Source organism: Paraburkholderia sp. JHI2823, from assembly GCF_038900695.1.
Classification (GTDB): Bacteria; Pseudomonadota; Gammaproteobacteria; order Burkholderiales; family Burkholderiaceae; genus Paraburkholderia; species Paraburkholderia mimosarum.
Genome location: NZ_JAYMRY010000012.1, coordinates 53063 through 67477 on the forward strand (window position 1 = coordinate 53063; position 14415 = coordinate 67477).

14 protein-coding genes are annotated in these 14415 nt (G+C 65.0%); all 14 read left to right on the forward strand.

The annotated features are described in order from the left end of the window. Positions 1-3 precede the first annotated feature (3 nt). The 14 genes from VSR34_RS15640 to folD all read left to right on the forward strand — a co-directional run bounded on the left by VSR34_RS15640 (position 4) and on the right by folD (position 14388). Positions 4-144, forward strand: a complete 141-nt coding sequence (locus VSR34_RS15640) for a hypothetical protein (RefSeq protein WP_028212673.1) — start codon at positions 4-6, stop codon at positions 142-144. An 88-nt stretch (positions 145-232) separates the two neighbouring features. Further along, entirely contained in the window at positions 233-1627 is a 1395-nt protein-coding gene (locus tag VSR34_RS15645) for an amino acid permease (RefSeq protein ID WP_028212672.1), read from the forward strand. A 78-nt stretch (positions 1628-1705) separates the two neighbouring features. Further along, positions 1706-2383, forward strand: a complete 678-nt coding sequence (locus tag VSR34_RS15650; protein WP_028212671.1) for a hypothetical protein — start codon at positions 1706-1708, stop codon at positions 2381-2383. After that, positions 2370-2720 (forward strand): hypothetical protein, encoded by a 351-nt coding sequence (locus VSR34_RS15655; RefSeq protein ID WP_238327903.1) that lies wholly within the window; start codon positions 2370-2372, stop codon positions 2718-2720. Before VSR34_RS15650 ends, VSR34_RS15655 begins: the two co-directional genes overlap by 14 nt. 165 nt (positions 2721-2885) lie before the next feature. Continuing rightward, positions 2886-3755: a formyltetrahydrofolate deformylase gene (gene purU / locus VSR34_RS15660; RefSeq protein WP_028212669.1), complete on the forward strand. Its 870-nt coding sequence runs from the start codon at positions 2886-2888 to the stop codon at positions 3753-3755. A gap of 70 nt (positions 3756-3825) precedes the next feature. Next, positions 3826-5067: an FAD-dependent oxidoreductase gene (locus VSR34_RS15665; protein WP_028212668.1), complete on the forward strand. Its 1242-nt coding sequence runs from the start codon at positions 3826-3828 to the stop codon at positions 5065-5067. Positions 5068-5082: 15 nt separating this feature from the next. Next, on the forward strand, positions 5083-5340 hold the full coding sequence (locus tag VSR34_RS15670; protein WP_028212667.1) for a sarcosine oxidase subunit delta: 258 nt from the start codon (positions 5083-5085) through the stop codon (positions 5338-5340). Beyond that, positions 5341-8313: a glycine cleavage T C-terminal barrel domain-containing protein gene (locus VSR34_RS15675; protein ID WP_342962868.1), complete on the forward strand. Its 2973-nt coding sequence runs from the start codon at positions 5341-5343 to the stop codon at positions 8311-8313. After that, positions 8310-9011: a hypothetical protein gene (locus VSR34_RS15680; RefSeq protein WP_342962869.1), complete on the forward strand. Its 702-nt coding sequence runs from the start codon at positions 8310-8312 to the stop codon at positions 9009-9011. Before VSR34_RS15675 ends, VSR34_RS15680 begins: the two co-directional genes overlap by 4 nt. Before the next feature lie 75 nt (positions 9012-9086). Then, complete coding sequence (glnT, locus tag VSR34_RS15685) at positions 9087-10415, forward strand: type III glutamate--ammonia ligase (protein WP_342962870.1); 1329 nt, start codon at positions 9087-9089, stop codon at positions 10413-10415. Between the two features lie 98 nt (positions 10416-10513). Further along, entirely contained in the window at positions 10514-11422 is a 909-nt protein-coding gene (locus tag VSR34_RS15690; protein WP_028212663.1) for an amidophosphoribosyltransferase, read from the forward strand. Further along, positions 11410-12108: a protein glxC gene (locus tag VSR34_RS15695; protein ID WP_342962871.1), complete on the forward strand. Its 699-nt coding sequence runs from the start codon at positions 11410-11412 to the stop codon at positions 12106-12108. The genes VSR34_RS15690 and VSR34_RS15695 overlap by 13 nt, the downstream gene beginning before the upstream one ends. A gap of 15 nt (positions 12109-12123) precedes the next feature. Then, positions 12124-13482 (forward strand): FMN-binding glutamate synthase family protein, encoded by a 1359-nt coding sequence (locus tag VSR34_RS15700; RefSeq protein ID WP_342962872.1) that lies wholly within the window; start codon positions 12124-12126, stop codon positions 13480-13482. A 6-nt stretch (positions 13483-13488) separates the two neighbouring features. Then, a complete protein-coding gene (folD, locus tag VSR34_RS15705; RefSeq protein ID WP_342962873.1) occupies positions 13489-14388 on the forward strand; it encodes a bifunctional methylenetetrahydrofolate dehydrogenase/methenyltetrahydrofolate cyclohydrolase FolD in 900 nt (299 codons plus the stop codon). Positions 14389-14415: the final 27 nt, after the last annotated feature.

A 14415-nucleotide genomic window follows, 5' to 3' on the forward strand; every position in this document is an offset into this window, starting at 1 on the left:
GCAATGAACTTCTGGCAATTACTGAGTCAGGCCGCCTGGGCGGTGGCAATCTTGCTGTTCGCGTGGATCATCGTCGACGCGCTGCGGGTTTACCGCGAATACGACGACGACTTCCTGATGAGTTCGACAGAAGGAAGCGAATAGGGAAGGGAGGCTGCGGGGCTTTTCCAAAAACGCTCAGTATGGGCCCGGAGTCATGCTCCGCACCCGCTCGTGATAGACAGGAGAACTCATGAGTCATCCAGCAGCGTCATCGCAACAGGACCAGCGGATCGCCCTCTTGAAGGTGCTAGGGCCGATTCACGTTTGGGCGCTCGGCGTCGGCATCGTGCTAGTCGGCGAATTCATGGGGTGGAATTTTTCCGTGGCGAAGGGCGGCGCATATGGGTCGCTGATCGCCTGCTGGATCATCGGTCTGCTCTACACCTGCGTCGCCATGATCGATTCGGAGGTGACCTCCACGGTCGCCGCGGCCGGGGGCCAGTACACGCAGGCGAAGCACATCATCGGGCCGCTCATGGCGTTCAATGTGGGCCTCTACCTCGTGATGGCCTATACGATGCTCGAAGCGGCCGATGCGCTTGTGGTCGGCGACCTGATCAAGGCGGTGGCGGCAGACTCGGGATATGCGAACCTCGACTCGCGGCCATTCGCGCTCGTCACGATCGCCTTTCTCGCGTGGCTCAACTATCGCGGCGTGTTCGTCACGTTGACCGTCAACTTCGTGATCACGGCGATCGCCTTTTTCGCCATTGTCGTCCTGTTCTTCGGCGTGCAGCCGTGGAACCCGGGACACATTCTGCAGCATCGCGAGCTGCTGACCCCGCTGCCGTATGGCTGGCTTGGCGTGGTCGCCGCGCTGCAGTTCGGCATGTGGTATTACCTCGGCATAGAAGGCACGTGCCAGGCCGCCGAAGAGGTGCGCTCGGCGGGGCGCTCGATCCCGCTCGGGACGATGAGCGGCATGATCACGCTGCTGATCGCCGCCGCGCTGACATGGTATGTCGCCACGGGGCTCATGCCGTGGGAGTATCTCGGCCAGGCCGTGACGCCGCTTTATGATGCCGCGCGGCTCACGGGCAACAGGAGCCTGCAGACGCTGCTGTTCGTCGGCACGTTGTTTTCGGCGGTCGCATCAGCTAATGGCTGCATCAATGACGCGTCGCGCGCGTGGTTTTCGATGTCGCGCGACCGCTATATGCCGATGTGGTTCGGCGCGGTACATCCGCGCTATCGCACGCCGTACCGCGCGATCATTTTCCTCGTGCCGATTGCGATTTCGTTTGCGTTCACGGGCCTGCTGGATCAGGTGATAACGTTCTCGATTCTCTCCGGGCTGCTCGGCTATACGTTCATGTCGATCAACATCGTGCGGTTTCGGCGGATGTGGCCGCTCGGCAGCATCAACCGGGGATACGTGCACCCCTACCATCCCATCCCGGCGATCGTCCTGGTCTGCCTGTGCGCAGCGACCTATTTCGCCACTTACCTCGGTTACGGCGCCTCGCTGCTATCGATCATGGCGTTTTACATCGTCGCGTCGATCTGGTTCGCGTTGCATCGCTACAAGTATGTCAAACGCGGCGACCAGTTCACGATGAACTGGCCCCGGCCCAAAGACTATTGATGTCCGCCAGATCGGCATCGGCGACGGCGCGAGCGGGTGACACCGCCCGCGCCGTGCGCATGAACGGAGGATCTCATCATGCCTGTCGCTGGCATTGCTCTCGCAGCGGCGTTTGCCGTGGCGCTCGTCATTCTCTACCGGCGCGAGCACAGCGCGTGCAAGGCGCAGCGAATGAGACTGTTCGACGGGTGCTTCGCGCTCTTCGAGCGCGCCGTGCTGACGCAGGACGACGTCGCGTGGCCCGTGCTCACAGGGTGCTATCGGGATCACAAGGTGCGCATCGAGCCGGTCGTGGATGGCGTTGTTTTCCGGCAGGTGCCCTCGCTCTGGCTCGTTGTGTCCGTGAGGCAGGACTTGCCCATCGGCGGTACGTTCGACCTGCTTGCCCGCAGGCGCAACGTCGAGTTCTATTCTCCAGCCTCGGAGTTGCCGTGGTGCGTCCAGCTGCCCGGTGGCTGGCCGGATCACACGACGCTCAAGTCCGATCGCAAGGCTTCCGAATTGCCGCTGGGCGCGCTCGATCCGCATGTGAGGGCGTTGTTTGCCGATCCGCGTGCTAAAGAGCTGGTTGTAATGCCGGGCGGCGTGCGCATTGTCTATCAGGTGCAGGGAGCGGACCGCAGCGAGTACCTGGTGCTGCGCTCCGCGACGTTCCGCGGCGCGCACGTGAGCGTCGCGCTACTCGAGTCGCTGCTCGAGCGGGCCACGGCTGTCTGTGCCGATCTGCTGCGAGGAAGCGATCATGCGAACGCCTGAAATCAACGCCGCCGCGCCGGCCAACGAGGCTTCGGACGGTTCGCAGGGGCCGCGCATGCGCCGCCCGCCGCATCCCTACCTCGTGCTGGCCGCGGCGGTCCTGCTGCCGGGCGTGGGGCAAGTGCTCAACCGCATGCCGACACGGGCGCTCATCATGGTGTTCTTCATGCTCTCGCTGGGCTTCCTGACACTGCAGCTCGCGGCGCCCGAGCGTTCGTTCGCGGGCCGCCACGCGGGCGGCATCTTCGTCTATGCGATCGCCGTGCTCGACGCCTACAGCATTGCACGGTACCGCTGGGAACTCTACCTTCGACGTCGCGGCGCAGCTCGCGCGTAGCCTTTTTTCGCGGCCTCACTACGCCCGGGTGGGTAGCGCCTACCCAGCACGAGGTATAGCTGAGTAGGTTCCTAGCAGGAAAAAAAGTTTATTGGTGTTGACAACTGAAACTCCGGTGATTACTTTTAATCAACACTAAATCCTGTCGAGAACCAGGCGATCCCCATGCCCTCCACGTCCGATACCCGTCGTTTTACCTTGACCCTGTCGGCTCCCGACCGGGTCGGCATCGTAGCCGCGGTCAGTGCGTTCATTGCCGAGCATCACGGCTGGATCATCGAGGCGACGCACCACGCCGACGAACTCGAGAAGCGCTTTTACATGCGCCACGAGATCGCGACCGACTCGCTGCCCATTAGCCTCGAAGGCTTTCGCGAACGTTTCGCCCGCATTGGCCGCGAGTTCTCGATGGACTGGAAGGTCACCGACCACTCAAAGAAAAAGCGTGTGGTGATTCTCGTCTCGAAGCTTGAGCATTGCCTCTACGACCTGCTCGCGCGCTGGAAGGCCGGGGAACTCGACATCGAAATTCCCTGCGTGATCTCGAACCACGAGACGTGGCGCAGCTTTGTCGAATGGCACGGCATTCCGTTTCACTACGTGCCGGTTACGCCGGAGACCAAGGCGCAGGCCTACGACGAAGTGCAGCGCCTGTACGAGGACGCGCGCGCCGACACCATGGTGCTCGCGCGCTATATGCAGGTGCTCTCTCCCAAGCTGTGCGCGGCATACCCCGGGCAGATCATCAACATTCACCACTCGTTCCTGCCGAGCTTCGTCGGCGCGAAGCCGTATCACCAGGCGTATGCACGGGGCGTCAAGCTCACGGGTGCCACGTGCCACTACGTGACGGAAGACCTCGACGAAGGGCCGATCATCGAGCAGGACGTCATACGCGTGCGCCATTCTGACCGGCCCGACGACCTCGTGCGCCTCGGCCGCGACATCGAGAAGGCCGTGCTGGCCCGAGGCTTGCGTTACCACCTCGAAGACCGCGTGCTGATACACGGCAACAAGACGATCGTTCTTCGCTAGAAGCAGCGCTGCTGTCCAACCCGGTTTGCCTGCGCGTCCTTTGTGCGCGGGCGCGAACAAGGAGTGAGCTATGCCGTGGCGTCTCGTGCGTTTTGCCGTATCGAAGAAGCATCCCGAGCCGAGGATGTTCACCCGGCATGACACATTGCGTCGTTCCTATGACGTTGTGATCATCGGCGCGGGCGGTCACGGCCTCGCCAGCGCCTACTATCTCGCCCGCGAGCACGGCATCAAGAATGTGGCGGTGCTGGAGAAAGGCTATATCGGCGGCGGCAACACAGGCCGCAATACCACGATCATCCGCTCGAACTACCTGACGCCCGAAGGCGTGAAGTTCTACGACGCGTCGGTGAAGCTCTGGCAGGATCTGTCGCAGGACTTCGACCTGAACCTGTTCTACTCGACGCGCGGCCACTACACGCTGGCCCACACGGATTCGGCGATGCGCACGATGCGCTGGCGCGCGGAGGTGAACAAGCATTTCGGCGTGGACTCCGAGGTGGTGGGCCCGAAAGAGATCAAAGCGGCGGCGCCGATGATCGACCTCTCGTGCGGAGGTGTCGCGCCGATTTTGGGTGCGCTCTATCATGCGCCCGGCTCGGTCGCGCGCCACGATGCCGTGGCGTGGGGCTATGGCCGCGGCGCCGACCAGCGCGGCGTGGAGATTCATCAGCAAACCGAAGTGCTTGGCATCGACGTGGTGGGCGGCAAGGTCAAGGGCGTGCAGACCTCGCGCGGCTACATTTCGACCAACAAGGTGCTGTGCGCGGTGGCCGGCTCCACGCCACGCCTCACCGATATGGTGGGTCTGCGCACGCCGATCTACATCCATCCGCTTCAAGCGATGGTGAGCGAGCCGCTCAAGCCCTGGCTCGACCCGATCCTGGTTTCGGGGAGCCTGCACGTGTATATCAGCCAGTCGGCGCGCGGCGAGCTCGTGATGGGCGCCTCGCTCGACCCCTATGAGCTGCACGCCACGCGCTCGACGCTCGATTTTGTGGAGGGGCTGACGGCACACATGCTGGAGATGTTCCCGTTCCTCTCGAACGCCAAGGTCATGCGCCAGTGGGCCGGGATGGCCGACATGACGCCGGATTTCGCACCCGTCATGGGCAAGACTCCGGTGGAAGGCTTCTATCTCGACGCCGGCTGGGGCACATGGGGATTCAAGGCCACGCCGATTTGCGGCAAGACGATGTCGCACACCGTTGCGAACGACACGAACCATCCGCTGATCGAGGGCTTCACGCTCGACCGCTTCCGCCGCTACGCACTGACGGGCGAGAAGGGCGCGGCATCGGTCGGGCATTGATCGGAGGACACGACAATGAAAATCATGACCTGTCCCGTGAACGGCGCGCGCCCCGTGTCCGAGTTCGCCTACTGGGGGGAATTGCGCGAGATGCCCGACCCCGCGGCCGCGAGCGACGATGAATGGGCCGACTACGTGTTCTGCCGCAATGGCGCCGCGGGCGTGAAGAAGGAATGGTGGTGCCACACGCCGAGCAATACCTGGTTCATTGCCGAGCGTGACACCGCGAAGGATCGTGTCATCCGCACGTATCTGAATGACGAGGAGGCTTAAATGCGTCTGGCACCGCATGCAGGCGAATGGATCGACCGCAGCAAGCAGGTTGAGTTCGGCTTCGAGGGGCAGCGTTACGTGGGTTATGCCGGCGACACGATCACGAGCGCGCTATGGGCGTCGAAAGTCTCGGTGCTCGGGCGCAGCTTCAAGTACCACCGGCCGCGCGGCGTGCTCTCGCTCGCGAACCACGATGTCAACGCGATGTTTCAGGACGGCGCGCGCCTGAACGTGCGCGCCGACGTGACCGGGCTGATCGCCGGCGCGCACTGGCGCGCAGTCAACACCTCGGGCGGCGTAGCCGCCGATCGTGGCCGCTGGGTCGGCAGGCTCGCGCCATTCCTGCCGGTGGGCTTCTATTACAAGGCGTTCTACAGCAAGCGCTGGTTTCCGCGCTGGGAGCGCATGTTTCGCAAAATGGCCGGGCTCGGCGCGGTGGACCTCAGCGCGCCGCATGTGCGCACGCCCAAGCGCTACGGGTTCTGCGACGTGCTCGTGATCGGCGCGGGGCCGTCTGGCCTCGCTGCGGCGCTCGCGGCGGCGAGGCAAGGCGCCGACGTGGTGATCGTCGACGAGAACGCGCGCTCGGGCGGCAGCGGCACGTATCAGGCGGGCGGCGACCCGGGGCGTCTCGAGGCGGTGCGCGCGCTGGAAGCCGAAGTGCGCGCACATCCGCGCGTGCGCATGCTCAACAGCACGCTGGCCGCGGCCTACTACGCGGACCACTGGGTGCCGCTCGTGGACGCCAACCGCATCACGAAGATGCGTGCGAAAGCGGTGGTGGTGGCGAGCGGCGCGTTCGAGCAGCCCGCGGTGTTCCGCAACAACGACTTGCCTGGCGTAATGCTCGCTTCGGCGGCGCAGCGGCTGGTCTGGCGCTACGGCGTGGCGCCGGGCCAGCGCGCGGCCGTGCTGGCCGCCAACGCCGACGGCTATCGCGCGGCGCTCGACATGCTGGAGCGCGGCATCAAGGTGACGACGCTGATCGACCTGCGCGCCACGCATTGCTTTGGCGAGCTGGCCCGCGAGCTCGCGGCGCGCGGCGTCGAAGTGCTGAGCTCGAGCTGCGTGATCGAAGCGGTGCCCAACGCCGCGGGCGACCGGCTCGCGGCGGTCCGTGTGGGCCCGACGCCGCCCGCGGGCATGAGCGCCGCGCACCATCACACGCGGCAGATCGAATGCGACACGTTGCTCGTGAGCGTCGGCTGGGCGCCGGCCGCCCACCTGCTTTACCAGGCAGGCACGGCGATGCGCTACGACACGGACGTCGAGCAGTTCGTGCCCGAGCGCCTGCCGGAAGGCGTGTTCGCGTGTGGTCGCGTGAACGGCGCGTACACGTTCGAGAGCAAGCTGCAGGACGGACGCCGCGCCGGCGCGCTCGCGGCAACGCATGCGGGTGTGACGGGCGAGTCCAACGCGCATGAGCGCCTCGATCAATTCACGGTTGCGCCCGAGCCCGAGTCGCCTTCTCACCCGTGGCCGATCGTGCCGCATCCGGCGGGCAAGAACTTCGTCGACTTCGACGAGGACCTGCAGTTGAAGGACTTCGAAAACGCGGTACAGGAAGGGTTCGACAACATCGAGCTGCTCAAGCGTTTCTCGACCAACGGCATGGGCCCGAGCCAGGGCAAGCATTCGAACATGAACGGCCTGCGTATCCTCGCGCGCTTGACCGGCAAGGCGCCGCAGGAAGTGGGGACGACCACCGCGCGGCCGTTCTTCCATCCGGTGCCGATGGCGCTGCTCGCCGGCCGCGGCTTCAACCCCGAGCGCCGCACGCCGATGCATGCGCTGCATGAGCGCCATGGCGCGAAGTGGATGCCCGCGGGGGTCTGGCAGCGACCCGAGTATTACGCGGTGGCGGGAAAGAGCCGTGCGCGCTGCATCCAGGAGGAAGTCCAGGCGGTGCGCAACGGCGTGGGCATGATCGATGTGGGAACGCTCGGCAAGCTCGAGGCGCGCGGGCCACAGGCCGCGCAGTTCCTCGAGCGCGTCTACGTATCGAAGTACGCGGGGCTGAAATCCGGCATGACCCGCTATGCGCTCATGTGCGACGAAGCTGGCGTGGTGATCGACGACGGCGTCGTTGCACGGCTTTCCGACGATCACTTCTACTTCACGACCACGACCTCCGGCGCCGCGCTGATCTACCGCGAGCTGTCGCGCCTGAACACGATCTGGGGGCTCGATTGCGGCATCGTCAACGTGACAGGCGCCTATGCGGCGATCAACGTGGCGGGTCCGTACTCGCGCGCCGTGCTGGCCAGGCTGGTCGATCTCGATCTGTCGTCCGATGCATTTCCGTATCTCGGCATCCGCGTGACGGGGATCGCGCTCGGCGCGAACCGTGTGCCGGCCCGGCTGATGCGTGTGGGCTTCGTCGGTGAATGGGGCTACGAGATCCATATTCCCGCTGAATATGGCGCGGCGTTGTGGAGCGCGCTCTACGAGGCGGGCAAGGAATTCGGCATCCGGCCGTTCGGCGTCGAGGCGCAGCGGCTGTTGCGGCTCGAGAAGGGCCACGTGATCGTGAGCCAGGACACCGACGGCCTCACGACACCGCGCGACGCCGCGATGGAATGGGCGGTCAAGATGGACAAGCCGTTTTTTGTCGGCCAGCGCAGTCTGCAGGCCATCGACAGGCAACCGCAGCAGCAGCGTCTCGTGGGCTTTGCACTCGACGACGAGGCGAAGAGCGCGGCGTTGCGCGAGTGCCACCTCGCGATCGAAGGCGGCGAGATCGCGGGGCGTGTGACGAGCGTGTCGTGGAGCGAGACGGTGCGGAAGACGATCGGCCTCGCGTTCGTGCGTCCCTCGATGGCGAAGCCGGGCACGCGCATCCGGTTTCGCCTGAGCGACGGCGCCATGGTGTCGGCCACGGTCGTGCCCACGCCGTTCTATGACCCCGAGAACCTGCGCCAGAAGGACGCCGCGCCGGCAGAGGCTGGCGCACCGAGGAAGGAGACCGCATGAGTGCATCGAACCTTGCGAGCGTCACGAACCTTTCGCTGCGTGCAAGTCCGGTACGTGACGCGCTGCACGCCGCCGAGCCCGCGTGGAGCGTAGTGGAGAACATGCAGATCGTGGAGCGTTTCGGCGCCAACGACGAGGCGCGTGCGCGCAGCGCCGGCATCACGGACGTGTCGCACCTCTACCGCATGGGTTTCAAAGGTCAGGGCGTCGCCGCCTGGCTGGCCGAGCAGGGCATGCCCGTGCCGCAACTGCCCAACACCTGGGCGCCGCTCGCGAACGGCGGAATCGTGGCGCGCCTCGGCCTGACCGAATATCTGATCGAGGACGGCATAAGCGGCCGGACCTCGGCGAAGCTGGCGCACCGCGAGCCGGCGCTGCGGGTCTACCCGGTGCTGCGTCAGGACCTGGCGCTCGTGCTGTGCGGCGAAGCGATCGGCGAGTTGCTGCTGCAGACCTGCAACGTCAACTTCCGCGCGCTGGACCTTGCAACCCGACCCGTCGTGCTGACTTCGATGGCGGGTGTCGCTGTCACCGTCCTGCCGGGCGAGCGGTTGGGGCGGCCGTACTACCGTCTGTGGGCCGACGGCACGTACGGCGTGTACTTGTGGGAAACCCTCGCCGGCATTGCCGCCGAACTGGGAGGCGGGCCGGTCGGTCTCGCCGTGATCAACGAAATCGACCAGGCACCGACCATGTAGGCCCCGGGCGGAAGCGCCCGGCGCTCGCCGGATGCTTCCTCGACATCGCATTCATGACGCTTGAGGACAATCGACATGACACCCGCAGAAGCCAAGCAATTCCTTGCAGACAACAATGTGAGGTACATCCTCGCGCAATTTGTCGACATTCACGGCGTTGCGAAGACGAAGTCCGTTCCCGCCGCGCATCTCGATCTCATCCTCACGGAAGGCGCGGGCTTTGCCGGCTTCGCGGTGTGGGGTCTCGGCATCGATCCACAAGGGCCGGACTTCATGGCAGTGGGCGACCTCGACACGCTGACGCTCGTGCCGTGGCAGCCCGGTTACGCCCGCATCGCCTGCGACGGTTACGTGAAAAAAGAGCCGTGGCAGTTCGAGAGCCGCGTGACGCTCAAGCGGCAGGTCGATCGCCTGAAACAGCACGGCTGGATTCTGAACACCGGCCTCGAGCCCGAGTTCTCGCTCCTGCGGCGCACGCAAGACGGCCGCATCGTGCCTTGCGACGATTCGGACGCGCTGCCCAAGCCGTGCTACGACTATAAAGGGCTCTCGCGCTCGCGTGAGTTCCTCGAACGCCTGACCGAGTCGCTGATCAAGTGCGGCATCGACGTCTATCAGATCGATCACGAGGACGCGAACGGCCAGTTCGAAATCAACTACACCTATTCGGACTGCCTGAAATCCGCCGACTCCTACGTATTCTTCAAGATGGCGGCTGCCGAGATCGCCAACGAACTTGGCCTCATCTGCTCGTTCATGCCCAAGCCGTTCTCGAACCGGCCCGGCAACGGCATGCATATGCACATGTCGATTTCGGACGGCGAGCGCAATCTGTTTGCCGACAAGCACGATGAGCGCGGCCTCGGCCTCTCGAAGCTCGCCTACCACTGGACGGCGGGCCTGCTTAAGCATGCCGCGGCGCTCTCGGCGCTCTGCGCGCCCACCGTCAATTCATACAAGCGCCTCGTGGTGGGCCGCTCGCTCACCGGCGCGACATGGGCGCCGGCCTACGTGAGCTATGGCGACAACAACCGCTCTTCGATGGTCCGCATTCCGGGCGGGCGCATCGAACTGCGCCTGCCCGATGCCGCGTGCAACGCCTATCTCGCGACCGCGGCCGTGATCGCGGCCGGCCTCGACGGCGTGAACAACAAGCTCGAGCCGGGCGAGCCGTGCAACCTGAACCTGTACGAAATGAGCGCGGAAGACCTGCGCAAGCGCGAGATCGGTATCCTGCCGCAGAACCTTCAGGAGGCGCTGCATGCGCTCGAGCGCGACGAAGTGATGCTCGAGGCGCTCGGGCCGGCGGGCGGCGAGTTTCTGCGTCTCAAACACATGGAGTGGATCGAATACATGCGCCATGTGTCGGACTGGGAGCAAAAGTCCTACCTCGAATTTTTCTGATCTTACGTACGGGCAGGCGGCGGCGCGCGCGGGCGCCACGCCTGCGGCAAGACGCCAATCATCCATGGAACGCGGGAAACCGGTGCAGGAGAGAAAACATGTGTGGAATTGTAGGATTGCTTATCAAGAAACCATCGCTGCGTGAGCGGCTGGGCGAGCTGATGGTGCCCATGCTGCTCGGCATGACGGAGCGCGGGCCCGATTCGGCGGGGCTGGCCGTATTTACGGAGCCGGTGGCCGGGGACATCCGCAAGATCAGCCTGTACTCCGGTCTCACGGAAGAGGGCGAGGACTTCAACTGGCAAGGGCTCGCGCACGACCTGAACACGCACCTGGGCGCGGGCGCCTCGGTTCACGCGAAGGGCAATCACGCGGTGCTGAGCGTGAGTATCGCGCCGGAGACCGCGAAGCGCTGGATCGGCGAGCAGCATCCCCGCCTGCACATTCTTTCAACCGGCCGCGCGATCGACCTGTACAAGGACATCGGCACGCCAAAGGAAGTGTCGGATCGCTACGCATTCCAGAACCTGAGCGGCACGCACCTGGTCGGGCACACGCGTATGGCGACCGAGTCCGCGGTGACGCCGGACCGCGCCCACCCGTTCACGGCGGGAGAGGACTTCTGCCTCGTGCACAACGGCTCGCTCTCCAACCCGTATGGCGTGCGCCGGATGCTCGAGCCGCACGGCATCCACTTCGAAACTGACAACGACACCGAGGCGGCCTGCCGCTTCCTCGAATACCGCCTGCGCGAAGGGGACGACCTCGAAACCGCGCTGCAAAAGGGCTTCGAGCAGCTCGACGGTTTTTATACGTTCCTGATGGGCACGCCCGACAAGCTCGCGCTGATCCGCGACCCGTTCGCGTGCAAGCCCGCTGTCGTGGCCGAGACCGACGACTACGTGGCGATTGCGTCCGAGTTCCGCTCGCTCGCACATCTGCCCGACATCAAGCACGCAAACGTGTTCGAACCGGCACCCGAGGAGATGTACGTATGGAAAGTGTGAACTTTGACCTGGCAGGCACGTCGGTGACCGAAGTCAACCGCTTCCTGCATAAAGACGCCGCGGGCAAGGGCGTGCAAATCGTGCGCATCGCGAACCCCGACGGCGCGCATAACATCGCGGTCGGGCTCGACCTGCCCATCGAAGTCGAGATCGACGGCCATGCCGGCTACTACGCGGCCGGCATGAACAAGGAGGCCAAAGTCACCATTGCGGGCAGCGCAAGCACCGGTGTCGCGGAAAACATGATGAGCGGGCGCGTACACGTCAAGGGCTTCGCGTCGAACGCGGCGGGCGCCTCCGCCCAGGGCGGCCTGCTCGTGATCGAGGGCGATGCGGGGCTGCGCTGCGGCATCTCGCTCAAGGGTGCCGATATCGTCGTGAAGGGGTCGGTGGGCAGCTTCTCGGCATTCATGGCGCAGGCCGGAAGGCTGGTGGTCTGCGGCGACGCGGGCGACGCGCTGGGTGATTCGTTGTACGAAGCGGTACTGTACGTGCGTGGCAACATCAAGTCGCTGGGCGCCGACGCACGCGAGGAGCCGATGACCGCCGCCGACATCGAGGGCGTCGCGCAACTGTTGCGCGCGGCAGGCCCAGCGTTCGCCGGCATCGAGCCGAAGGAGTTCAAGCGCATTGCCTCGGCCCGCTCGCTCTATCACTGGAACGCCGACGCGAAACAGGAATATTGACCCAAGGATCCCGCCATGGAAATCAAGCCGATTCACCTGAAGCAAATCGCCACCGAAGAATCCTGGGGCTTCGACCGCAAGACGATCAACTACATCCAGAACGCCGCTGCGCACGGGCTGTACGAGATCCGCGGCCTCGGCGCGAAGCGTCATGTGCCGCACTTCGACGACCTGCTGTTCCTGGGGGCGTCGCTCTCGCGTTACCCGCTCGAAGGCTACCGTGAGAAGTGCACGACCAAAACCGTGCTCGGCACGCGCTTCGCAAAGAAGCCGATCGAGCTTGCGATCCCGATCACCGTTGCGGGGATGAGTTTCGGCGCGCTGTCCGCCAACGTGAAGGAAGCGCTCGGCCGCGCGGCGACCGAGATGGGCACGTCCACCACGACCGGTGACGGCGGCATGACGCCGGAGGAACGGCTTTCTTCGAAGACGCTCGTCTATCAATGCCTGCCTTCGCGCTACGGCTTCAATCCCGACGACGTGCGCAAGGCCGACGCCATCGAGGTCGTAATCGGTCAGGGCGCGAAGCCAGGCGGCGGCGGGATGCTGCTCGGCCAGAAGATCTCGCCGCGCGTCGCGAAGATGCGCACGCTGCCCGAAGGGATCGACCAGCGCTCCGCGTCGCGCCATCCGGACTGGACCGGCCCTGACGATCTGCTCATCAAGATCCAGGAACTGCGCGAGATCACCGATTGGGAAAAGCCGATCTACGTGAAAGTGGGCGCGACGCGCACGTTCAACGACGTGAAGCTCGCCGTGCACGCGGGGGCGGACGTGATCGTGGTGGACGGCATGCAGGGCGGCACGGCGGCCACGCAGACCTGCTTCATCGAGAACGTCGGCATCCCTACGCTCGCCGCACTGCGCCAGGCCGTGGACGCGCTCGAAGATCTCAACATGAAGGGCACCGTGCAACTCATCATTTCCGGCGGTATTCGCAGCGGCGCCGATGTCGCGAAGGCACTGGCCATGGGGGCCGACGCCGTGGCGATCGGCCAGGGCGTGCTGGTCTCGCTCGGCTGCAACAGTGCGTCGTACATGGAAAAGGGGCAGCACGTCCCGGCGCTCGACGACTATGCGAACCTGGGCACCGCGCCGGGCTATTGCCACCACTGCCACACCGGCAAGTGCCCCGTGGGAATCACGACCCAGGACCCGGTGCTGCAGGAGCGTCTGCAGCCCGAGGTGGGCGCGAAGCGTCTGCGCAACTATCTGAAGACGCTGAACATGGAGCTGACCACGATCGCTCGCGCGTGCGGCAAGCAGAACGTGCATCACCTGGAGCCCGAAGACCTCGTCGCGCTCACGGTTGAGGCAGCGGCGATGGCGCGGGTGCCGCTTGCGGGGACCAACTGGATTCCGGGCGTGGCCTGATTCGCGATGACGGCGCAGATCATCGATGGGAAGCACCTGGCGCGGCGCTTGCGCACGCGCTTTCGCGAGCGCGTTGCCGCGCTGTCCATGCGCGGCATCGTGCCGGGCCTCGCAGTCGTGCTGGTGGGCGACAACCCGGCGTCGCAGGTCTATGTCGCGAACAAGGTGAAGGCGTGCGAGGAGAGCCAGGTGCGCTCGTTCATGCACCGGTTCCCCGCCCACTGTACGGAAACTGAGCTGCTCGATCGCATCGGCGAGCTGAACCTGGACCCGGCCACGCACGGCATCCTCGTGCAGTTGCCGCTGCCGCCACAGGTGAACGTGCGGCGCGTGCTGGAGAGTATCGTCGTCGACAAGGATGTGGACGGCTTTCACCTCTACAACGTCGGGGCACTGGTGGTCGGCAACTCGATCTTTCCGCCCTGTACGCCCTACGGCGTGCAACTGCTGCTGGAGACGACGGGTATCGACGTGGCGGGCAAGAACGTGGTGGTGGTGGGCGCAAGCAATATTGTCGGCAAGCCGATGGCGCTGATGCTGCTGCAGAAGGAAGCGACGGTCACCATCTGCCACGCGAAGACGCGCGATCTCGCGCATCACACGATCCACGCCGACATCCTCGTCGTGGCGGCAGGCAAACCCGGTCTCATCAAGGCGGAGATGGTGAAGGAAGGCGCGATCGTGATCGACGTGGGGATCAATCGACTCGCTGATGGGCGCATTGTCGGCGATGTCGATTTCGAGGCCGTGCGCGCACGTGCCTCCTGGATCACGCCGGTGCCCGGCGGCGTGGGGCCGATGACCGTGACGATGCTGATCGAAAACACGCTGCGCTCGGCGGAGCGATTCGCGCAAGGCGAGGCGTTTCATCCGGCGCAGCCGTTCTGGCAGGTGCCAGCGCGTTAGCAGGCGAGTTGTCGAGTCTGGCGGGGA